Source organism: Acinetobacter sp. ANC_7512, assembly GCF_056779935.1.
Window position 1 is genome coordinate 15,084 of sequence record NZ_JBWYIX010000018.1, and the last position, 20,654, is coordinate 35,737.

Below are 20,654 nucleotides of genomic sequence, written 5' to 3' on the forward strand. Positions count from 1 at the left end.
CTGCATATTAAATTGAGAATGAAGATCCACAACCACATGTCGTTGTCGCATTAGGATTTTGCACGATAAAGCGTGATCCTTCCAAACCTTCAACATAATCCACAACTGAACCAACGAGATATTGATAACTCAGTGAGTCAACAAGCATCTTCACATCACCATTCACAAATTCAGCATCGTCTTCATTTTGAGATTCAGCAAAATTGAATCCGTAAGAAAAACCAGAGCAACCACCACCTGTCACATATACACGTAACATCAAATCTTGATTTCCTTCGCTCTCACGAAGTTGACGAACTTTATTCGCAGCATTGTCAGTCAGCTCAAGTGCTTGGGCAGTCATGATGGATTCCTCAAAAAATTAAATAGGCTTTGAAATTAAAAGACCATATATCAAGTATAACATACTCAATATATGGTCATAACTCGAACTTTAAAGTTTATTCAGAGTAAATTTATCGGATTTAAATGTAACGTCCTATGAACTTATTTGTAGTTCTCATCCTGCAAGCTACATTCGAAGTTTGTCGGTTCATTCTTACAACGGAACTGCCAAAGTAGTTTCATCATTTGTTTGTTGTAAACACCTTGTTTAGTAAGTGCAATACGAGATTCACGCATTAATTTTTGATAACCAGGTTTATCTCCAGCTGGAACATTCATCCAATATTTAGCCGGAATATCCGCTTTCATTTTGCCTAAAATTTGATTCGCACGTGGTAATTGTGTTTTCACCCAATCACGCGATTTCTGTCCGAAACCTTCAGGGAATTTATCATGACGAATGATGATATTACCGGTCACTTGAAGAATTGGATAATTCACAATTGCACCTTTCGTTCCTAGCCCTTTATGAAGTTCTAAAGGACGGAATACCGCTGCTGGTGCACCAATAATATCAACTTGGCCATTATTGAATTTACTCCCAAAATTAGTGACATCAGAACTCACTGCTTGCGCACCAATTTGCTGTACCATAATTTTTTGTGCCTGATCATAATCAAGTACGGCGATCTTTTTACCCGCAGCTTTAGCAACCGTATTAATACTACGATCACGCACCATTAAATAAGCATCGCCAACAGGAATCACTCCTGCAACTTCATAGTTGCCATTTTTCATATGCTTTGCAAAGGTTGGACTTGCTAAACCTTGCATAACTTTGACAGCTAAATTGAGATTAGTAATCGCACCAATGGCATCTAAAGAGCCAGTGAAATTATTAAACTGACGACCGCGCATCCCTGTGATACTGACACCGTCACATTTACCTGCTTTGAAATCTTCAGCAATTACGCCTTCATTTTGTCCGACTTTAAGCTCAATATCAGCTCCCCACTGCTTAGCAGCAAGTTGATAATCTTTCATTAACGCATAGACATCGCCGTTTTTCCCGACGAGATCAAACACGCAGACGACTTGCTTTGCTTGTGAAGCCGTTGCAGCAGTCATTAAACCTGCTGATAATAATAATGTTTTGGTTAAATTCATTTTATTGTTTCCTATTCCTTCTTTCTTATAGTCTCGAATATCCCATATCGAACACCTTAAACTTCAGTGTCAGTGTGTTGAACTAAAATGAGATTACACGATCCAATTGTGTAGATACTGATCCTGAGATGCTGTATGTATATGGTTTTTAGATACAGATCATTTAAATACTACTTATTGTGATTAAAGCATACTTTTTTCTTATAAATGTGCATTGGCGAAAATGACATAAAATGAATAAAAAAAATCCTAGACCAGGTCTAGGATTTTTTCTTTAGAAATCAGAATTATTCACCACCAAGTGAACATTCGAAGTTGGATTTATCGACAGAGCAACGTGCTTTCTTAAGAACAGACATCATCTCTTTGTCATAAATACCTTGTTTAGTGAGATCCATACGACCATCACGAAGTAGTTTTTGATATTTCAGCTTTTCTTCAGCTGAGAATTGCATTTTGTACTTAGCAGGAATTTCACCCTCTAAACGCTTGATCATTGCGTAGCTTTTCGGCAAGTTTTTAACAAACCAATCACGTGATTTTTGACCAAACCCTTCAGGGAATTTTTCAGGCTTCATCACAAAGTTTGCTGTAATGTGTACCACAGGGAAATCAAACATTGCCCCTGTATTGCCTAAACCTTTATAAATTTCAAGAGGCTTATAGGCATATGCTGGTGCACCCACCATATCCACCTGACCATTATTGAACTTCGCAACAAAGTTCGAAACATCAGATCCTACTGCTTGAGCACCGACACGTTGCACCATAATTTTTTGTGCTGGATCATAGCTTAATACTGCGAATTTCTTACCAGCAGCTTTTTCGATTGAATCAATTTTTTTATCACGCACGAAAATATATGCTGCCCCTAGTGGTGCAATACCAGCAACTTCATATTTTTTCCCACCGAGATTTGTGACCATCTTTGCAGCATTACGTTTGTCTAAAGCAAAAGTAATCGCACGTTGTGCAATTGCATTTGATGGTGCGCCACCTAAAGAGTCAATCGAACCCACAAACTTGTTATATTGACGAGCACGCATCGCTGTTAAGAAAACAGCATCACACTTACCTGCTTTAAAATCATTATCGGCTACAGCCTCATCTTGACGTGGAATCAGATTGATATCTGCACCCCAGCCCTTTGCTGCCAATGCCCATTCTTGAGCCATTTGAAACGATTCACCAGACTTACCGAGTAAATCAAATACACACACATCAACCTTTGCTTGAGCAGTTGAAACCATACCCATGGTTGAAGCCGCCAATAAAGCCAGAGTTGTTTTTTTCATTCTTAGTTCCTTTTAAGCATTTAAATGGATTCTTTTCCATGACAAAAATTTTAATCACTCTCTATTTAAAAAAATAGAGCTATTGCTCTATTTTTTATTATCTAATTATAAATTATTGAATTTTATAGTTTTAATTATTTATTAATTTCGTAAATGCTTATTTAATTATCTTTATATTTCATATAATAAATAAAATATGTGACTTCAAGCACATCATTTTATTGAAATTAATTCCAAAAAAATGACTTAAGATTTTAAATTGATACAAAAAAAGCACTCCTAAGAGTGCTTTTTTTAACTTATTGCATTAAGCATCAATATCTGCATTCAATGCATTCTCTTCAATAAATGCACGACGTGGTTCAACATCATCACCCATGAGACAAGAGAACATGCGATCTGCTTCAATTGCATCATCAATCGTCACTTGAAGCATATTACGATTTTCAGGATCCATCGTGGTTTCCCAAAGCTGCTCTGCATTCATCTCGCCCAAGCCTTTATAGCGTTGGATCATCATGCCACGGCGTGAATCTGCCAATACTTGTTGCCATACTTGATGGAAGTTAGCAACATTGACTTTACGCTCACCTTTTTGCAAATAAGCCCCGTCTTCAAGTAACGTAAACCAACTCTTTGAGTTTTGAAGTAAACGTTTATATTCACCTGAACCCAACAAACCAGCATCTAATAAATAGTGATGAGGAAGGTTGTGTACATACACTGTTAAACGTGGCCAATAATGTGTTTCACGTGAACCATCTGCGAGTTCTTTTTCGAATGCTTCGAGCGTGAATTCAGGTCTTAAGCTTGGCTGTTGTGTTTCAATTGCTTGACGCAATTGCTCAGCCCAAGACGTCACATAAGCTTCATCTTGATTTTGATCTAATTTAAATGCATCTAAACCAAGTAAAGCATCTAACAAAGTTGCAGGATAACGAATCGTTAATCGCTGTAAGCTTTTTTGTGATGTCTGATAATCAGCAATGACTTTTGCAAGCGCTTCACCACGAATCGCAGGTGCGTCAGCACTGATATGTAATGCCAACTCATCAATTGCATTCGAAATTAAATATGTTTCAAGCGCATCATTATCTTTAATATACTGTTCTTGCTTACCTTTCTTTAATTTATAAAGTGGTGGCTGAGCAATATAAATATGACCACGTTCCACTAATTCCGGCATTTGACGGAAGAAGAACGTTAATAACAGCGTACGAATATGTGAACCATCCACGTCCGCATCGGTCATAATAATAATTTTGTGGTAACGTAATTTGTCTGGATTATATTCTTCACGACCGATACCACAACCTAATGCTGTAATCAGTGTTCCAACTTCAGCAGAAGAAATCATCTTGTCAAATCGAGCACGTTCCACATTTAGGATTTTACCTTTAAGTGGTAAAATCGCTTGCATTTTACGATTACGACCTTGTTTCGCTGAACCACCTGCTGAATCACCCTCGACAAGATATAGTTCAGATAAAGCTGGGTCTTTTTCTTGGCAATCCGCCAATTTACCAGGAAGACCTGCTATATCAAGCGCACTCTTACGGCGAGTCATTTCACGTGCTTTACGCGCTGCATCGCGTGCACGCGCTGCATCAATAATTTTACCCGCAATCGATTTAGCCGCAGCTGGATTTTCAAGAAGATATTCTGAAAAAGCTTTATTCATTGCTTGTTCAACAGCAGGTTTTACCTCGCTCGATACCAATTTTTCTTTGGTTTGAGAAGAGAATTTTGGATCAGGAACTTTCACTGAAACAATAGCTGTTAAACCTTCACGTGCATCATCACCAGAAACCGCAACCTTCTCTTTTTTGAGTAAGTTTTCGTTTTCCATGTAGTTATTTAGGCCACGAGTTAAAGCAGCTCGGAAACCAGCTAAGTGAGTACCACCATCTTTTTGAGGAATGTTATTGGTAAAGCAACGTACGTTTTCTTGGTACGTATCATTCCATTGCAATGCAACTTCAACACCAATGCCATTATCAGCTTGCGTGGTAAAGTGAAAAATATCGTTAAGATGCGTTTTTCCTTCGTTAATGTATTTAACGAATTCTGATAAACCACCCTCATAATCAAATACATGTTCTAAACCAACACGTTCGTCACGTAGAACAATTCGAACGCCCGCATTTAAAAATGACAGTTCACGTAAACGACGAGCTAAAATATCGACATTGAAAATGGTCTGACTGAATGTTTCAGCACTTGGATAAAAACGTACACGTGTACCCGAACGATCTGTATCGCCCACCACCTTTAAAGGGTATTGAGGGTCACCATGGCGGTATTCTTGTTCATGAATTTTACCAGCACGATGAATTGTGAGTTCCAGTTTACTAGACAAAGCGTTTACAACTGAAACACCTACACCGTGTAAGCCACCAGAAACCTTATAGCTGTTGTCATCAAACTTACCACCCGCATGAAGAATCGTTAAGATGACTTCAGCAGCAGATACACCTTCTTCAGGGTGAATATCTGTGGGAATACCACGACCGTTATCTGCGACAGAAACAGATTCGTCTTCGTGAATGGTAACCAGAATTTCATCACAGTGACCAGCAAGGGCTTCATCAATCGAGTTGTCCACCACTTCAAACACCATATGGTGTAAACCAGTACCATCATCCGTATCACCAATATACATGCCTGGACGCTTACGTACTGCGTCTAAACCACGTAATACCTTGATGCTAGAGGAATCATAAGCCTTTTCAATGGTTTGTTCTGTTTGAGAAGCAGCTTGATCTTCTGAACTCATGGTTACTCCCTAGTGAAAAAAAGGTCTATCCAAAGATGGAGAAAACTTCAAAAAATTATTGCACAACAACTTGAACAGAACCGTTTTCAACATTGAATAATTGATAGGAAATAGACAAATCATGTAAATGCTTTTGTACAGATTCATGGTCTAAAGTGGTAATGAAAACTTGACTACCAAGTTGGCTCAATCGCTCAATTAAACGTTGTTGTGCGGTTATATCTAATTCTGCTGTCACATCATCTAATAATACCACAGTTTCCTTATTAGACGCATGCAACATTGCGATCTGTGACAATTTTAAAGCCATGATTAATAATTTTTTTTGCCCCCGTGACAGTACGGCATCTGCATCTCCTGTTGGGGTTTTTAACTTTAAATCTGCACGGTGTGGACCATATTCTGTATAGCGTCTTTCGCAGTCTTTTTGATGATACAAAATCAAGTCTTCAGCCAAGCCATGTTCCACATGAAAGCCTGCTGCATACTCCATATGGATCTCGATATCTGGTAATAGTGTTTTAAGATCTTGCTGAAAAAATATCTGCCACTGTTCAACAATAGCCTGACGTTGTAAATGTAATATTTCACCGTACTCACTAAGCATTTTGTTCCATGCTTCTAAATCTTGCAGCGTCAGATTACGTTTTGATTTTAATAAGCTATTTCGTTGTTTTAATGCTCTAGAATAAAATTGCCATGCATAGTAAAAATCTGGTTCCACGTGAAACATTAACCAATCAAGCAATTGTCGTCTTGGTTTAGCTCCGTGATCAATAATATCTGTACTCAGAGGGTCAATAAGCTGTAATGGTAAAATTTTGGCTAGCTGTCCTTGCGTGGCAATACTATCCCCATTCACTTTAATATTTTGCTCACCTGTAATGAGCTTTTGCATACCAATCTTTTCAGTAGCAGACTGTGCAAATACAATCGCATCCTGCATTTGATTTTGAATGTAATGTTTAGGAATATGTGTACGAAAAGATCGACCAGTGGCCAATAAGTGAATTGCTTCTAATATAGACGTTTTTCCTGAACCATTTTGTCCATAAAAAACATTAAACGGTTGCAACTCTTGGAGTGCAACCGCTTTTAAATTTCTCACACGCTGGATATTTAAACGCGTAATGAACATGACCAGATTAAACTAAATCAAAAACAACATTAAACACGCATCGGCATGACGACATAAGTTTGATCTTGATGAGCAGGATCTTGAACCAATACAGATTGGTTTGCCTCAGTCATTGTCATTAATACATCATCACCATCCAACACATTCAATACATCCAAAATGTATTGTGCGTTGAATGACATTTCCATAGGTGCATTATTGTATTGAATCGCAAGATCTTCAACTGCCTCATCTTGCTCAGGGTTATTGGCACGAAGTTGCAGTGAATCTGGATTGAAGTTTAAAAATACACCACGTAATTTTTCGTTACTCAGAATAGCAACTCGCTGTAATGATTGTTTGAAAATATCATGTGCAATCGTAACTGTTTTATCACCGCCACGAGGAATAACACGTCGATAATCAGGGAATTTACCATCAATTAATTTTGTAGTAATACGAACAGTAATATCACCCTGCTCTTTATCACGGCTTGGAATTGTCAAAGTAACATTCAGCAGTTCACGACCAATTAACAACGAGAGTTGATTATCTTCGATACTCAATAGACGCTGTAATTCACCGACCGCTTTACGAGGCACAATTGCTTGCACTAACTGCGAAGCATTCGAACTGGCCAATGTTTCACAAAGAGCAAGACGATGTCCATCTGTAGTCACTGCACGAAGCTGATTTTCATCAATTTCAAGTAAAGTACCTGTAAGATAAAAACGGACATCCTGAACAGCCATCGCAAAAGAGGTTTTTTCAAATAAACGTTTTAGTTCACGTTCAGTGACCTGAACTTGAGTCCCTTGACTATTTTCAGTCGTTAATAAAGGGTAATCCTCAGCAGATAATGTTCCTAATACAAAGCGGCTATTACCAGATTTCAAAATACAACGCTGGTCTTCTGTGATTTGTAAATCAATCAGTGCTGCTGTCGGTAAAGATTTACAGATATCCATCAATTTACGTGCGGGTACTGTGGTTTGACCTGCTTGTAAACATGCTCCCTCTAAAAGCGTTGTACTCGCAACAAGTTCAACTTCAAGATCGGAACCTGTAATCGTCAGTGCATCTTGAGTAACCTGAACTTTGACGTTTGAAAGAATATTTAACGTATGGCGACGTTCTACAGCACCTACAACATGAGATAAAACATTGAGTAAGCTTTCTTTCGCGATCTTCAAACGCACGATGGATTTCCTCTAAAAACAGTATATCGACAACAGACTAAAACACTTTTAATCATGTACTATGCGGCAGAATATGCCGCATTGCAAGAATAGAATTTAAACAGATTTAGCTTTGTAATAAGCGCATTAAATTTTTGTAATCTTCATTAAAGATGGGATCTTCAGCACACAAACTCTGCACTTTTTCACAGGCATGCATGACTGTACTGTGATCACGACCACCAAATGCCATGCCAATTTCAGGAAAACTGTCGCCCGTTAATTCTCTCGCAAGCCCCATTGCTAATTGACGTGGTCGAGCATAAATACGAGTTCGTTTAGGTCCAACCAACTCTTTCAATGGGATACGAAAATATTCACTGACTACACGCTGAATATTTTCGGTGCTAATAGTACGAGCACGAATCGCAAGAACATCTTTCAGTGATTCTCGCACCACATCTAAGTCGATTGGTGTCCCTTTAAAACGAGAAATCGCGACGACTTTATTTAATGCACCCTCAAGTTCACGTACGTTTGCCACAACTTGCTGTGCAATAAAGAGCGCACAGTTACGAGGCAAATCGATACCATTACTTTCAGCTTTTTTAAGTAAAATCTCAATTCGAGTTTCAATATCAGGCGGTTCTACCCCTACCGATAATCCCCATGAAAAGCGAGATACCAAACGAGGATCTAACTCGGTCAACTCTTTAGGATAGCGATCTGAGGTCAAAATAATTTGTTTAGATTCATCTAACAAGGCATTAAACGTGTAAAAAAACTCAACTAAGCTGGCTTCTTTACCTGCAAGTAAATGGATATCATCCACTAAAAGTAAGTCTAGTGAACGGCAATTTTTTTTAAATTCTTCGACTTTACCTTGTTGAAGTGAACTCACAAAATCCTGAACAAAACTTTCAGCAGTCATGTACATCACACGAGCATTTGGTTTAGCTTGTAATAAAGCATTACCCACTGCTTGCATCAAGTGGGTCTTACCTAAACCAGTCGGACCGTATAAAAATAACGGGTTATGTTGAGGTTCGCCTAACTGAGTTAACACTTTACGGCAGGTTTCTGCCGCCATCTGATTTGAACGCCCTTCGACGAACAATGCAAAATTAAACAGCGGATTTAATAATCGTTTTTTTGATGTTTTTGCATTTTGCTGCTCATTGCTTTCTTTTTTTGCTCTGACTACAGGTGCTGCTACTGAAGACTCAAGCGCTGCAATTGTTGTCGCAGGTTGCTCTGAAGCAGATAAAATCGCGCCTGGTCGTGAGTCGACTAAAATTTCAACTTTACAAACACGTCCTTCAGACATTTGTTCTGCAAGAATGCTAATTAATTCTAAATGATGTTCTTGAATATAGCGTGTCCAGTAAGGATTAGGTGCATAAAGCTTTAAAACACCATCTACCTCTTCGGCAACCAATGGACGTATCCACATTGCAAAGACATTATCTGAGAGCTCTTGTCGCAAGCGATTTAAGCAGTCTGTCCACAGCATGTGAAACCCCTCATTCCATTTAAATTTAAAAACAACCCCATGAGATTGGGGAGGCAATCATACCCAAGTTATCCACATATGTCATGAGTAATTTTGAACTTTAACCACAAATAATCAAATTTAAAAGTCTAAATTTAAATTTAAAACAGAGTGTGGATAAGGTTTTCCACAAACTGTGGATAAATAAAAGCAATAACTTATCCACAATCTATAAAAAATATGAAAACATAGTTATCAACAATCTAAGTACATATATTTAAAAAAAAATAACGCCTTATCCATAGAAAATTACAACCCTAATAATAATAAATTTAAATTTATAAATTTGAATTTATTTAATAAGATTCGGTTTTCTGTGGATAATCATTCCTTGTGTTTAAATTTAAATTCAAATTTAAAAATCAGCCATAATTAAATTTCATCTTGTGTATAAGTTTATGGATATTTCTGTGGTTAACTTAAATACTATAATAAAAACATATATTTATTTTGTGTATAAATAGATTGTTTAACAAATTTGTATCTTTCTCAGACTCAAGCAACTTTCATCAAAAGTGTTACACAATACTGTTTAATATTGACAGAACAAACAATGCACAATACAATCGCGAACCTTTATAGAACACCAACTTTGGAGTTTCGATATGAAACGTACTTTCCAACCATCTGAATTAAAGCGTAAACGCGTTCATGGTTTCCGTGCTCGTATGGCGACTAAAGCTGGCCGTCAAGTATTAGCTCGTCGTCGTGCAAAAGGTCGTCACAGCTTAACTGTTTAATACCAGTTTAGTTTATCGACGATTTGGGTGTTATGACACTTTATAGTTTCAGTCCAGAGGTGAGAATCCGCTGTGCTGCAGATTACAAAGGTGTATTTGATGGTGCGCTTTTTAAAGTGCATCAACCCCATTTCTTATTTTTGGCTACACCAACTAAACAGCCTAAAAGCCGTTTAGGTATTGTTGTTGCTAAAAAGAAAGTGCGCCGTGCACATGAAAGAAATCGAATAAAACGTATTGCTCGCGAAAGTTTTCGCTTAAATCAGCAAGATATAGATTTGTTGGATATTGTGGTCATGCCTAAGGTAGGTATTGAGTCGATTCCGAATGCTGAATTGCATAAGCAATTACAATTTGCATGGCAGAAGCTACAGCGTCTTGTAAAAAAACATCATAAAATATCAGTTCCCTCTCCTCAAAGTTAGAGGTGGCCAATGGTCCGTATATTGCATTGGTTGATTCGTTTCTATCAAATTGCGATTAGTCCGCTCCTTGGACCTCGTTGCCGTTATTTCCCAACTTGTTCTCAATACTCGTTAGAAGCTATTCATATACATGGCCCGATTAAAGGTGTCTGGTATGCAACGCGACGGATTTGTCGTTGCCATCCGTGGGGTGGAAGTGGATATGATCCTGTTCCCAAAAAAGCAATTCGTTTTATTTCATTTCAGCAAATAGATTCTCAAATGACTCACGTTACTGTACCCTTGCGTGAGCGTTTATTGAACCAAAAATCACTCTAACCAATTGGGGTAATCGATATGCAACAATGGGCCAGGTTTGCAATTCTCGGGGCCATGTTTGTCACCGCATATTTGCTTATTCTTGCTTGGCAAAAAGACTATGGTCAAACTGAAACAACTGCTGCGACAGCACCTGCTGCCGTCGTTGCCCAAGATGTTTCTGCTGATCTGCCAACGAGCCAAACGACAGCGGGTTTAACTGATATACCGCAAGCAAATATTGCAGCTGAACAACAAGACACAACTACACCTGCAACAGCAAATCAACAATTAGTTGCTGTTCAAACTGATTTATATCATCTTTGGATTAACCCTAAAGGTGGGGACATTGTCCGTGTTGAACTACTCAATCATGATAAAAGTAAAAATAGTGAACAACCGTTCGTTATGCTTGAAAATGATGAGAAACGTACTTATGTCGCTCAATCAGGTTTAATTGGTTTAAATGGACCTGACAGTAGCCGTAGTGGACGTCCAACATTTGAGTTTGAAAAGTCGACTTATACTTTAGCTGATGCTCAAGCAACCACCAATAAAGATGGTGAAGCTGAGAAAGTGTTAAAAGTACCAATGGTATTAAAAACGGCTGATGGTGTTGAAATCATCAAAACGTTCACTTTCCAAGAAGGTGCTTATCCAGTTAACGTAAGTTATCAAGTGATTAACCGTAGTCAGCAAAACTGGCAAGGTCAAATGTTTGGTCAGATCAAACGTGACAACTCTGAAGATCCAGGTAAAACTGATCAAGGAATCTTTACGCTGGGCACTTATTTAGGTGGTGCTTGGGGTACACCTGATGAACACTATAACAAATTAAAATTTGATAATTTTAATGAAGAAAAGTTAAGTGTTGAGGCTCAAGGTGGTTGGGTTGCAATGGTTCAGCATTACTTTGTAAGTGCTTGGGTACCTGGTAACTTCGGTAACCAGCCGTATTCTGCAAAAATGGAGTCACGTAAATCTGCTGATGGTATGAATATCATTGGCTTTACTTCGCCTACCATTAATGTGCCAGCTGGCAAAACAATGACTGTTGATGCAACATTCTACTCAGGTCCAAAAATTCAATCTGAATTAAAAGACTTGGCAACTGGTTTAAATCAAACGGTTGATTATGGTTGGTTATGGCCAATTGCGAAATTGCTATTTTTAGGTTTGCAATTCTTCCATGGCATTGTTGGAAACTGGGGTTGGTCAATTATTCTATTGACAATTCTTGTGAAACTTATTCTTTGGCCTCTTTCATCTAAGAGCTATCGCTCTATGGCAAAAATGCGTGTGATTGCACCAGAAATGCAACGCATGAAAGAAGAGTTCGGCGAAGACCGTATGCGTTTCTCACAAGAAATGATGGCACTTTATAAGCGTGAACAAGTCAATCCATTATCTGGTTGTTTACCTTTACTTCTTCAAATGCCAATTTTCTTGGCTTTGTATTGGGTGCTCATGGAGTCTGTTGAGTTACGCCACGCTCCTTGGTTAGGTTGGATTCAAGATTTATCTGCAATGGACCCATGGTTTATCCTACCATTGTTGATGGGTGTAACGATGTATGTTCAACAAATGTTGAACCCACAGCCGACAGATCCAATGCAAGCAAAAGTCTTTAAGTTTATGCCGATTATTTTCACGGTATTCTTATTGTTCTTCCCTGCTGGACTTGTGCTTTACTGGATTGTCAACAACTTGATCACGATTCTTCAGCAAGGTCTGATCAATAAGAGTGTTGAGAAAGCTCGCTTAGCAAAAGAAGATACAGCATCTACGAACTAAGTTTTGTTAGTAGCTGAATCGATCCGCTTAAGGTGATATCCTTAGGCGGATTTTTTTTGCCTTGCTTTGAGATCATTTCAATGACGAACCTACAACATCAAACCACTATTGCTGCGATTGCAACACCGCCAGGTCGTGGAGGTGTAGGTGTAATTCGACTGTCTGGTCCTAAGGCATATGCCATAGCAGAGGCTTTAACTGGTAAGGCACTCGGTCCTGCTCGTTATGCTGCATTTCGTCAATTTCTTGATGCGAATGGGCAAGTCATGGATGAGGGTTTGGTGATTTGTTTTCCAAATCCGAATTCTTTTACGGGTGAAGATGTAGTTGAGTTACAAGGTCATGGTGGACCGGTGATTCAAAATACATTATTGGGTCGACTGTTAGAGTTAGGCGCAATTGCAGCAAAAGCGGGTGAGTTTTCAATGCGCGCTTTTGAAAATGGAAAAATGGATTTAGTCCAAGCAGAAGCAATCGCTGATTTAATTGATGCTACTTCACAAGCAGCAGCTCGTTCTGCAGTACGTTCATTGCAAGGCGCATTTTCTTCTAAAGTAAATACAGTATTAGAAAAACTCATTCACTTACGATTACATGTTGAGGCGGCGATTGATTTTCCTGAAGAGGAAATTGATTTTCTTGCAGATGGAAAAATTTTAGCGTTATTGGAAGATGTGCAAGCATCAGTGGGTGCAGTACAACAATCAGCACGCCAAGGTCAACTTCTGCGTGAAGGTTTACAAGTGGTGATTGCAGGGAAACCTAATGCAGGTAAATCGAGTTTATTGAATGCATTGGCTGGTGTTGAGCGCGCGATTGTAACGGACATTGCAGGTACAACGCGTGATGTACTACATGAGAAAATAAGCCTAAATGGTTTGCCAATTACCCTGACGGATACAGCAGGTCTGCGTGAAACGGGAGATATTGTTGAGAAGGAAGGTATTCGTCGAGCGATTAAAGAAATAGAAAATGCTGATCTCCTACTCTTGGTTTACGATTTGAGTCAAGGTGAAGATCCGATGCATTTGGCAGATACTTACTTTGCTAATTATATCGATCCTAAACGCTTAATTTTAATCGCTAACAAATGTGATTTAGTAGATAGTGAAGCTAAAGTTGCTGATCTCCAAGGCTTTAGACACATTACGGTCTCAGCCAAGCAAGAAATGGGTGTTCAATCGCTTGTAGATGCGATTACAGCACATGCAGGCTTTCAGCCTGAAGAAGATACCTTTATTGCAAGAACACGCCACCTAGATGCAATGAAGCGCACTCAATCTTATCTTGCGGAAGCTCGTGAACAACTTGTTGTTTACCATGCAGGAGAGCTTGTCGCAGAATCGTTACGTCTCGCACAGAATGCATTAGGTGAAATTACTGGTGATTTTAGTGCGGATGATTTACTCGGAAAAATCTTTGGCTCTTTCTGTATCGGGAAGTAAACGAGTTTTTATCTGTGGTTTAAAAAGCCCAGTAATGGGCTTTTTGGTTAATTGGCTAAAGGTAACTTGCTTGGCTTAACCATCATCTGCTTTATGAATAAAACAATCAATAAAATTGAAATTGCAATACAGAACCAAATCACTGCATTTGTAAGCCCAAAATGGTCAGCTAAATATCCTACTGCTAGGATGGGTAGAATCGTTCCGAGATAGCCGATAAAGAGATAAGTAGACATGACGGCGGCTCGATTGTGAGGTGTGGTCATGTGATGAATAAGTCCGAAAGCCCCAAGTAAAGCTAAGCCATGTCCAATCCCAAACAGACCATCGCTTAGGAAAAATAACCAGCTAATTTTAAACTCCATACAGAGGAATAAAGCGATCACGCTTATGAAGCAAGTCATGATACCGAGTAATAGGCTGGATTGCGGTTTGATTGATCTTGAAAAAAATTGTGTCGCAGCTGAAATCAGTAAAATGACAGTAATGGCAGAACCACTAATCAGTGGACCGTGCCAAGGCAAAATGTCTTTAACAAATGAAGGAGATAGTGAGGCGTATAAACTAAATCCTGCAAAAACAGCAAATGCAGTCAAGCTCAGTATAAAAAATTGAGTTCGATCATGTGATTGTGGTGTTAATAATTTGGGAGCAAAATTAAATTTTTGCACATCAAAAGGTATAGGTTTGAGTGTAAATAGACTAAAGAAGCAAAATATTGAACCTATCACAATGGGTACATAAGGTATTACCAAAGGATATGCAAAAAATTCAGCAAAAAATCCCCCAAATAAAGGACCTAAACCAAATCCAACAGCAGTAATGATTGAGCTTAATTGTGGTGCAATTTGTTTATGGGAAATTGGAACAGTTTGAATAAGCCCAATAAGAGCAGATGTTGTCATCAATCCAGATGCGATACCAATGATAAATCTTCCCCATGAGAGAGACATGACATCACTCGCAAAGATAGACATTAACAAGCCAATGGTGATAAAAATGAGCCCAAGTTGCATAGTTTTTACATAACCAATGGTATTACTGGTTCTGCCCAAAAACAGTAAGGTGGTCAGGCACCCTAGCATGTAGGAAACGAAAATAAAGGTGATATCGCTCGGGTTTAACCCCCATAATTCTTGGTAAATTGGATAAAGTGGGCTAGCAAGCGCTGTTCCAATGGTGCCGATACAGAGTGCGATACTTACGAGAATAAAATCTCGCCACGATTGGTTTTCATTCATTATTTGTCTTATAGAACAGCAGTGCTGATACGATGATTCATTAGTCTATGTCGACTGTTAAGCATGAGTCAATTATCTTCAATCAGTTAAAATTCAACTGTCATATTTGGTTTCACGTGAAACAATTTATGAGGTTTAAAATTACATAAAAACTGATCTTTGTAGAAAGTAGAAGATTAGAATAAGCAATAATATCCATCAAACATATGCTCAACTTATGTATAAAAAAATTTTAATCAGTGCTTTACTTGCACTGTCTACAAGTTCTAGTTTTGCGAATATTGAATTGCTTCAGCAAAAAATTAAAACGCAGCACCCAAAATTGAATATTCAAAATTTACAAAAAACTGAGATGAAAGGTCTCTATAGCGGATCTTTAGACAATCAGATTATTTATATTGATGAAGAAGCTAAGCATTTATTCTTTGGATCAATGATTCGTATCGAAGATCAAAAAAATCTAACACGTGATTTGGTGCTGAAACATAATTCAGTCGACTTTAAACAACTTCCACTTCAAGATGCCATTAAGACTGTAAGGGGGAATGGTAAGCGTCAGCTCGCGATCTTTTCTGACCCAAATTGTCCATATTGTAAGACGCTTGAAAATAATTTAAGCCAGTTAAAAGATGTGACAATTTATACGTTTATGTATCCAATTAAATCTCAATCGATCCAGCCCTCTAAACAAGTTTGGTGCTCCGCAAACCGTGAGTTTGCCTGGAATGCTCTTTTACAAAAGAATCAACAACCAACAGCCCAAGCTGATTGTTCAAACCCTATTGAACGAAATTTGGAACTTGGACGTCGTCTAGGTGTTCAAGGAACGCCAGCAATTATTTTTGAAAATGGATTTAAGGTAACAGGCGCTTATCCAGCTTCAGAAATTGAAAAAATTTGGAAAGAGCTGAACTTATAAAATCTAGTTCATAGAAATGAAAAAAAGCACCTTAACAAGGTGCTTTTTTGATTAAGATTTTTTGGTAACGAGGTTATAAATAAACAGAACGATAATTGCGCCTATGACTGAAGCAATAAAACCTGCCGATGAACCTTCGGGATAAATATTAAGAAGGCGTCCACCATATGTAGCAAGTAATGAACCAGCAATACCTAATAACGTCGTGACAATGAAACCTGCTTTATCGTCACCAGGATGAATTGCGCGAGCAATTAAACCTGCTATAAAACCGATAAGAATAGCTCCAATAAGTGAAAACATACTTGTTCTCCTTTTTATCATGAATTTTTATTGTGTCGCTCAAATATAGTTGATTATGTATTGATGTTTGAAAAGAAGAATCACGCTACATGTTGTTGTTATTTTGTTGTTTATAAAAAAAGTGGCATATGCCACTTTCTTGAAAAACATTACAGACCGATTTCACCAATGAATGGAATATGACGGTATTTTTGATCGTAATCTAGTCCATAACCTACGATAAATTTATCTTCAACTTCAAATCCTAGAAACTCTACTTCCAAGTCGATTTCTCTTCGAGAAGGCTTACTGATCAGCGTGCAAAGTTTGATAGAGTTTGGCTCACGAGTTTCAAGGATTTCTACCACTTTACTCAGCGTATTGCCTGAATCGATGATGTCCTCTACGACAAGAACATCTTTACCACGAATTTCACCATCAAGGTCTTTTAGAATTTTAACATCACGACTAGAAGTCGTTCCACTGCCGTAACTTGAAACTGTCATAAAGTCGAGTTCGTGTGGTTTTTCAATGGTGCGGCATAGGTCTGCCATGAAAATCACTGAACCGCGAAGTAAGCCTACAAGAACCAATTCTCGATCACTATTTGCATAGTGAGCATTAATTTGATTACCAAGTTCATTAACTTTCGCTTGAATTTCTTCAGCGGAAATCAACACTTTCATGTCAATGGTCATGGGTAGATACCTAAAACAACAATTCTAAAATTAAAAAAGGTGTTGACCTGCAACACCTGAAATATGCTTCGATTTTAAAACATATCCCAGAATGTTGCACCCTTTTTAAAAAAACGAAATGTAAACTAATGGTTTATTAATGCGCATCGCGTTTTAGTACGACAGCACAAACTAAGAATACAGCACCAATTAACACATATTTTTTAATTGGGTGTTGTGGTTGAGTCTGAGCATTAGGATGCTGATTGTTGATATGCTTTTTGTCCATAAATATAAGTCGCCTCAATATTTCGATCATCACCCATGGTAAACAATGCGAAAAGTGCATCTTCAATATTTTTAGCGCGTTGTTGTCTTAATGTTTGTAATGCAGTGGCATTCAAATTTAATACAACAAAATCCGCTTCTTTTCCAATATTAAAGTTACCAAGTTTATCCTCGAGCGCTAATGCTTTTGCTCCACCTAGGGTCGCATGATAAAGCGATTCAAATGCAGATAATTTGTCGCCTTGGAGTTGTTGAACTTTATAGGCTTCATTCAACGTCTGAAGCTGATTAAATGAAGTCCCCGCACCGATGTCTGTGCCAAGACCGACTTTAACTTGTTTATCCCAGGTTTTTTTCAATGGAAACAATCCACTTCCTAGAAAGAGGTTTGAAGTCGGGCAGAAGGCGATTGCAGAGTTTGTTTGATGCATACAATCCCATTCATGCTCTTCTAAATGAACACAGTGAGCGAAAACAGATTTATTGCCTGTTAATCCATAGTGGTGATACACATCTAAATAGCCATTTTGCTCAGGAAAAAGCTCTTTCACCCAAGCGATTTCATTGGTGTTTTCACTCAAATGAGTATGAATATATACATCAGGATATTCAGTTTTTAACTGCCCTGCTCTTTTTAATTGTTCTGGTGTAGAGGTAGGCGCAAAGCGAGGCGTAATGGCATAAAGGTTTCGACCTTTACCATGCCATTTCTCAATCAATTCTTTGCTATCTGTATAAGCATTTTCAGCGGTGTCTGTCAGTGCTTCAGGTGCATGACGATCCATCAATACTTTGCCTGCAATCAAACGCATCTGGTATTGATCTGCCGCTTCAAATAGTGCATCAACAGATTCTTTATGAACTGTACAAAAAACCAATGCAGTCGTTGTGCCATTTTTCAGCAGCTCATTGACAAAAAAGTGTGCAATTTGGTCTGCATAAGCTTTGTCTTGAAATTGGATTTCTGTAGGAAAGGTATAAGTGTTCAGCCATTCGAGTAATTGTTCGCCATACGCACCTACCATTTCAGTTTGAGGAAAGTGAATATGCGTATCGATAAAACCAGGAACAATCAGTTGATCTGGGTAATGCTCAACTTGGATAGAGGATTCAAGCTGACGGAGCTGTTGTTGCCCATCTTCCCAACGACCAAACCATTGAATTTTACCCGCTTGAGTAATCAATAAACCATCTTCTACGTAACGCACTTGGTCGTGAATTTCACGCGCTTGGGCAACCGTATTCTGAATATCTAGGAAGCGACCGCGAATCGCCGTCGATGCAACTACAGAAGACATTTAAAACCTACACTTTTAATTTTTTCGATTGATTGTAACTGATCTATCTTAATTAAACTGTATATCGTTTGCTGAGCCCCCACTCTGCGAGAATACGACGATAAGTAGTCGAAGATCGATCAGCCTCAAAATGCGCTTCCATCATTAAATCAAGTGGTAATTCTTCAGGTTTTTGCGATTCTACGATATCTTGGTCTTCGGCAAAAATTTGGGCATTAAAATCATAGACTGCTTGTAAATCTCCAGTCTGATCAAAATTACGCGTCAAAGGAACAAATAATCTGGTTTGATTGACCGATACAGGACAACACGCATTCAAGATTTTTAAAATCCCATTGTCTGGAAAATCTACAGTTAATATCGCTGAAAATGGTGGGTAAATATCAAAAGTTCTTTTCCACTCAAAACCTTCTGGCTCTAGGTGTTTCAAAGCATGCGGGTAATTACTGACACCACTAATATAAATTGTTTTTAAACCATAGTCTGTTCTCTCAGTATGGTATTTCGGTACAACTGGGTTGTTTCGATCTGCAAAAGCTTCGTGATGCACCCATGCAAAGTGAGCTACATCAATGAATCCTTCGAGTTGACGACCTGCTGAGCCTGCAATATCAACATATGGAGGTAAAATAGACTGATGATCAGGATGATCCCAAGTGTCAAGTTGGGGAATATTATTGTGTTGAAAATCACGTCCATGCAAGCTAGTCCAGACCAGTCCATATCTCAAAATTACTGGAAATTGGGTTAAACTAAAACGGTCAGATATCTTAGTTAAATCAGGTTGAGCAGGAATTTTTGTACACTTCCCTGCAAGGTCGAATCTTAGACCGTGATATCGGCAAATAATTTCTTCATCCTCTACCCATCCTTTACTTAGAGGTACACCACGATGAGGGCAGATATCACGCACTAATCGAATTTCCCCATTGTCAGTTTGGTAAATCGCCATTTTTACATCAAGTAAATTGACCTGATGTGGTGTGGTTGAAACATCTTGAACACGAGCCACTGGATACCAATATTGCGCGAGAATTTCCCAATCTTGTAAGTCGAAACTACATTGGCAAGGTGCACTGAGTGGATTTAATGCGGGAATCATATTCATCGTCATTTCCTAAAAAAAGAGCTCCGAAGAGCTGCGCTAAATTTACTGAGCTTTTTTCTTTGGAGATGATGCAAGATCTTTGCCAACCGTCTCTTAACATTTAAAATTGGAGAGCTGAGTGGAAATATTAAATTCTAATCAAAATATATAAAGTGAATTCACCCATGGACTTATATGAGAAGTTAAGCCATTTAATACGATCTAATGCAGATATCTATGAACTTTTACAGTGTTTACGGCAGATTGATAGTGCGGCCTATTTTAGTGCGGGCTTGATTCGAAATTGGATCTGGTCTTATTTACATAATCAAAATTATTCCATTTTTGAAACTGAAATTGATGTCATTTATTTTGATCCTTCAGAAAAAATGGATGAGAGACGAAATTATTTAAAGGGTGCACTTCAACATAGATATCCTAATATTCATTGGGACATTACAAATCAAGCTCTGGTACATCATTGGTACAGAACTGATGAAGGTGCTCAAATTGATCCATATACTTCAGTACATCATGCTATGAGTTTTTGGCCAGAAACGGCAACCGCAATCGCTATCAAATTAATGGAGAATAATCATATTGAAATCCTCGCCCCTTTGGGGCTTGAAGATTTATTTACTTTAAAATTAAGGTGGAATAATCGTTTGGTTTCACGTGGAGTCTTTGAACATAGGGTTAAGTCAAAGTGTTTTTTGGAACAATGGCCTAAGTTAAGCATTGTGAATTAGATG

At 38.3% G+C, this 20,654-nt stretch carries 19 protein-coding genes and 1 pseudogene; 7 read left to right on the forward strand and 13 right to left on the reverse strand.

Annotated elements, in window-relative coordinates:
• Positions 1–7: 7 nt before the first annotated feature.
• The 7 genes from erpA to dnaA all read right to left on the reverse strand — a co-directional run bounded on the left by erpA (position 8) and on the right by dnaA (position 9,370).
• The gene (gene erpA, locus AC1M9H_RS13895; RefSeq protein WP_035268624.1) at positions 8–343 is read right to left on the reverse strand and encodes an iron-sulfur cluster insertion protein ErpA; all 336 of its coding nucleotides are present in this window, start codon (positions 341–343) and stop codon (positions 8–10) included.
• Positions 344–486: 143 nt separating this feature from the next.
• Positions 487–1,491 carry a putative solute-binding protein gene (locus AC1M9H_RS13900; protein ID WP_035268621.1) on the reverse strand — a complete coding sequence of 335 codons (1,005 nt, stop codon included), beginning with the start codon at positions 1,489–1,491 and terminating at the stop codon, positions 487–489.
• A 287-nt stretch (positions 1,492–1,778) separates the two neighbouring features.
• Positions 1,779–2,786 (reverse strand): putative solute-binding protein, encoded by a 1,008-nt coding sequence (locus tag AC1M9H_RS13905; protein ID WP_481610430.1) that lies wholly within the window; start codon positions 2,784–2,786, stop codon positions 1,779–1,781.
• Between the two features lie 307 nt (positions 2,787–3,093).
• Positions 3,094–5,562, reverse strand: a complete 2,469-nt coding sequence (gyrB, locus tag AC1M9H_RS13910; protein ID WP_035268615.1) for a DNA topoisomerase (ATP-hydrolyzing) subunit B — start codon at positions 5,560–5,562, stop codon at positions 3,094–3,096.
• Between the two features lie 55 nt (positions 5,563–5,617).
• Complete coding sequence (gene recF, locus AC1M9H_RS13915) at positions 5,618–6,700, reverse strand: DNA replication/repair protein RecF (RefSeq protein ID WP_481590914.1); 1,083 nt, start codon at positions 6,698–6,700, stop codon at positions 5,618–5,620.
• A gap of 29 nt (positions 6,701–6,729) precedes the next feature.
• Positions 6,730–7,878, reverse strand: a complete 1,149-nt coding sequence (dnaN, locus tag AC1M9H_RS13920; RefSeq protein ID WP_180028822.1) for a DNA polymerase III subunit beta — start codon at positions 7,876–7,878, stop codon at positions 6,730–6,732.
• A gap of 106 nt (positions 7,879–7,984) precedes the next feature.
• Positions 7,985–9,370, reverse strand: coding sequence for a chromosomal replication initiator protein DnaA (dnaA, locus tag AC1M9H_RS13925; RefSeq protein ID WP_481589592.1), 1,386 nt, complete (start codon positions 9,368–9,370; stop codon positions 7,985–7,987).
• 644 nt (positions 9,371–10,014) lie between these two features.
• Between dnaA and rpmH the strand changes: the two genes are divergently transcribed.
• The 5 genes and pseudogenes from rpmH (at position 10,015) to mnmE (ending at position 14,110) form a co-directional block, all read left to right on the forward strand.
• On the forward strand, positions 10,015–10,149 hold the full coding sequence (rpmH, locus tag AC1M9H_RS13930; protein ID WP_000831329.1) for a 50S ribosomal protein L34: 135 nt from the start codon (positions 10,015–10,017) through the stop codon (positions 10,147–10,149).
• Positions 10,150–10,181: 32 nt separating this feature from the next.
• Positions 10,182–10,574: a ribonuclease P protein component gene (gene rnpA, locus AC1M9H_RS13935; protein WP_035268604.1), complete on the forward strand. Its 393-nt coding sequence runs from the start codon at positions 10,182–10,184 to the stop codon at positions 10,572–10,574.
• Between the two features lie 9 nt (positions 10,575–10,583).
• Positions 10,584–10,905 (forward strand): annotated as a pseudogene (gene yidD, locus AC1M9H_RS13940) (membrane protein insertion efficiency factor YidD).
• A 5-nt stretch (positions 10,906–10,910) separates the two neighbouring features.
• On the forward strand, positions 10,911–12,665 hold the full coding sequence (yidC, locus tag AC1M9H_RS13945; protein WP_035268599.1) for a membrane protein insertase YidC: 1,755 nt from the start codon (positions 10,911–10,913) through the stop codon (positions 12,663–12,665).
• An 80-nt stretch (positions 12,666–12,745) separates the two neighbouring features.
• A complete protein-coding gene (gene mnmE / locus AC1M9H_RS13950) occupies positions 12,746–14,110 on the forward strand; it encodes a tRNA uridine-5-carboxymethylaminomethyl(34) synthesis GTPase MnmE (RefSeq protein ID WP_092768715.1) in 1,365 nt (454 codons plus the stop codon).
• 47 nt (positions 14,111–14,157) lie between these two features.
• Here mnmE and AC1M9H_RS13955 read toward each other — a convergent pair whose 3' ends face one another.
• Entirely contained in the window at positions 14,158–15,351 is a 1,194-nt protein-coding gene (locus AC1M9H_RS13955) for an MFS transporter (RefSeq protein WP_481590911.1), read from the reverse strand.
• Positions 15,352–15,568: 217 nt separating this feature from the next.
• On the opposite strand from AC1M9H_RS13955, the gene AC1M9H_RS13960 reads away from it, so the two are divergent.
• Complete coding sequence (locus AC1M9H_RS13960) at positions 15,569–16,270, forward strand: DsbC family protein (protein WP_481592399.1); 702 nt, start codon at positions 15,569–15,571, stop codon at positions 16,268–16,270.
• 51 nt (positions 16,271–16,321) lie between these two features.
• Here the strand turns inward: AC1M9H_RS13960 and AC1M9H_RS13965 are convergent, their stop codons facing one another.
• The 5 genes from AC1M9H_RS13965 to AC1M9H_RS13985 all read right to left on the reverse strand — a co-directional run bounded on the left by AC1M9H_RS13965 (position 16,322) and on the right by AC1M9H_RS13985 (position 19,923).
• Positions 16,322–16,573 (reverse strand): GlsB/YeaQ/YmgE family stress response membrane protein, encoded by a 252-nt coding sequence (locus AC1M9H_RS13965; protein WP_035268591.1) that lies wholly within the window; start codon positions 16,571–16,573, stop codon positions 16,322–16,324.
• A 149-nt stretch (positions 16,574–16,722) separates the two neighbouring features.
• Complete coding sequence (hpt, locus tag AC1M9H_RS13970) at positions 16,723–17,250, reverse strand: hypoxanthine phosphoribosyltransferase (RefSeq protein ID WP_035268589.1); 528 nt, start codon at positions 17,248–17,250, stop codon at positions 16,723–16,725.
• 136 nt (positions 17,251–17,386) lie between these two features.
• Entirely contained in the window at positions 17,387–17,518 is a 132-nt protein-coding gene (locus AC1M9H_RS13975) for a hypothetical protein (protein ID WP_257219949.1), read from the reverse strand.
• Positions 17,484–18,815, reverse strand: coding sequence for a guanine deaminase (gene guaD, locus AC1M9H_RS13980; protein WP_481613619.1), 1,332 nt, complete (start codon positions 18,813–18,815; stop codon positions 17,484–17,486). Before guaD ends, AC1M9H_RS13975 begins: the two co-directional genes overlap by 35 nt.
• A gap of 52 nt (positions 18,816–18,867) precedes the next feature.
• Entirely contained in the window at positions 18,868–19,923 is a 1,056-nt protein-coding gene (locus AC1M9H_RS13985; protein ID WP_481613620.1) for a Rieske 2Fe-2S domain-containing protein, read from the reverse strand.
• A gap of 164 nt (positions 19,924–20,087) precedes the next feature.
• Here AC1M9H_RS13985 and AC1M9H_RS13990 point away from each other — a divergent pair, with 164 nt between their 5' ends.
• The gene (locus tag AC1M9H_RS13990; protein WP_481613621.1) at positions 20,088–20,651 is read left to right on the forward strand and encodes a nucleotidyltransferase family protein; all 564 of its coding nucleotides are present in this window, start codon (positions 20,088–20,090) and stop codon (positions 20,649–20,651) included.
• The last annotated feature ends 3 nt before the right edge of the window (positions 20,652–20,654 follow it).

Bases quoted from the DNA above. Each gene is read 5' to 3' on its own strand.
- erpA (WP_035268624.1), bottom strand. From the start codon at position 343: ATGACTGCCCAAGCACTTGAGCTGACTGACAATGCTGCGAATAAAGTT.
- AC1M9H_RS13900 (WP_035268621.1), bottom strand. From the start codon at position 1,491: ATGAATTTAACCAAAACATTATTATTATCAGCAGGTTTAATGACTGCT.
- AC1M9H_RS13905 (WP_481610430.1), bottom strand. From the start codon at position 2,786: ATGAAAAAAACAACTCTGGCTTTATTGGCGGCTTCAACCATGGGTATG.
- gyrB (WP_035268615.1), bottom strand. From the start codon at position 5,562: ATGAGTTCAGAAGATCAAGCTGCTTCTCAAACAGAACAAACCATTGAA.
- recF (WP_481590914.1), bottom strand. From the start codon at position 6,700: ATGTTCATTACGCGTTTAAATATCCAGCGTGTGAGAAATTTAAAAGCG.
- dnaA (WP_481589592.1), bottom strand. From the start codon at position 9,370: ATGCTGTGGACAGACTGCTTAAATCGCTTGCGACAAGAGCTCTCAGAT.
- rpmH (WP_000831329.1), top strand. From the start codon at position 10,015: ATGAAACGTACTTTCCAACCATCTGAATTAAAGCGTAAACGCGTTCAT.
- rnpA (WP_035268604.1), top strand. From the start codon at position 10,182: ATGACACTTTATAGTTTCAGTCCAGAGGTGAGAATCCGCTGTGCTGCA.
- yidC (WP_035268599.1), top strand. From the start codon at position 10,911: ATGCAACAATGGGCCAGGTTTGCAATTCTCGGGGCCATGTTTGTCACC.
- mnmE (WP_092768715.1), top strand. From the start codon at position 12,746: ATGACGAACCTACAACATCAAACCACTATTGCTGCGATTGCAACACCG.
- AC1M9H_RS13955 (WP_481590911.1), bottom strand. From the start codon at position 15,351: ATGAATGAAAACCAATCGTGGCGAGATTTTATTCTCGTAAGTATCGCA.
- AC1M9H_RS13960 (WP_481592399.1), top strand. From the start codon at position 15,569: ATGTATAAAAAAATTTTAATCAGTGCTTTACTTGCACTGTCTACAAGT.
- AC1M9H_RS13965 (WP_035268591.1), bottom strand. From the start codon at position 16,573: ATGTTTTCACTTATTGGAGCTATTCTTATCGGTTTTATAGCAGGTTTA.
- hpt (WP_035268589.1), bottom strand. From the start codon at position 17,250: ATGACCATTGACATGAAAGTGTTGATTTCCGCTGAAGAAATTCAAGCG.
- AC1M9H_RS13975 (WP_257219949.1), bottom strand. From the start codon at position 17,518: ATGGACAAAAAGCATATCAACAATCAGCATCCTAATGCTCAGACTCAA.
- guaD (WP_481613619.1), bottom strand. From the start codon at position 18,815: ATGTCTTCTGTAGTTGCATCGACGGCGATTCGCGGTCGCTTCCTAGAT.
- AC1M9H_RS13985 (WP_481613620.1), bottom strand. From the start codon at position 19,923: ATGAATATGATTCCCGCATTAAATCCACTCAGTGCACCTTGCCAATGT.
- AC1M9H_RS13990 (WP_481613621.1), top strand. From the start codon at position 20,088: ATGGACTTATATGAGAAGTTAAGCCATTTAATACGATCTAATGCAGAT.